Source organism: Vibrio sp. OPT20 (genome assembly GCF_963889365.1).
Taxonomy (GTDB): domain Bacteria; phylum Pseudomonadota; class Gammaproteobacteria; order Enterobacterales; family Vibrionaceae; genus Vibrio; species Vibrio splendidus.
Genome location: NZ_CAWPOA010000003.1, coordinates 1 through 910, shown reverse-complemented (window position 1 = coordinate 910; position 910 = coordinate 1). Strand labels below are relative to the sequence as shown.

Sequence of the window (910 nt, the reverse complement as noted above, 5' to 3'; positions counted from 1 at the left end):
CAGTCAGTAGTATTTAGCCTTGGAGGATGGTCCCCCCATATTCAGACAGGATATCACGTGTCCCGCCCTACTCGTTTTCACTGATTATGAGATGTCGACTACGGGGCTATCACCCTTTATTGCGGCACTTTCCAGAGCCTTCGTCTGTCTCATTAAAAGCTTAAGGGCTAATCCAATTTCGCTCGCCGCTACTTTCGGAATCTCGGTTGATTTCTCTTCCTCGGGGTACTTAGATGTTTCAGTTCCCCCGGTTTGCCTCCTGTTGCTATGTATTCACAACAGGATACTTGCTTATGCAAGTGGGTTTCCCCATTCAGGAATCCCAGACTCAAAAGGTTATTACTACCTAATCTGGGCTTATCGCAAGTTATTACGCCTTTCATCGCCTCTGACTGCCAAGGCATCCACCGTGTACGCTTAGTCACTTAACCATACAACCCGAAAGGGTTTCTATTTGCTTTCACTTTAAAAAGTGAAGACAAATAAGCGTATGGCAACTAACCAAGGTTTTTGGTTGTCATCAAGAAGGGTTAATTCTTGATGACTGTTTGCCGGACTCAATTGTGAATCAATATAAACATTGATTCGAATACAAGACACTTGAATGTGTTTGTTGTGTTCATCTAATGAAAGATAAACATTGAGAACTTTTAAATTTGATTGAATTACTCGTAAGTAATCAATCAGTCAGCTTTCCAAATTGTTAAAGAGCATGAGATTTTAAGAACCAGTGTTCTAAAATTCACATTTTCTAAAGACTCTCAGGGTCAAACATACCAACCAACGACAAAAGAAGTGGTTTGGATATGAATATAACCAAGAATTTTTAGAGAATGGTGGGCGATACCGGGCTCGAACCAGTGACCCCCTGCTTGTAAGGCAGGTGCTCTCCCAACTGAGCTAATCGCCC

At 42.1% G+C, this 910-nt stretch carries 1 tRNA gene and 1 rRNA gene; both read right to left on the bottom strand.

What is annotated here, in order from left to right:
• Positions 1-431, bottom strand: a 23S ribosomal RNA gene (locus AACR09_RS00865); the annotation flags it as partial.
• Between the two features lie 403 nt (positions 432-834).
• A tRNA-Val gene (locus tag AACR09_RS00860) sits at positions 835-910 on the bottom strand.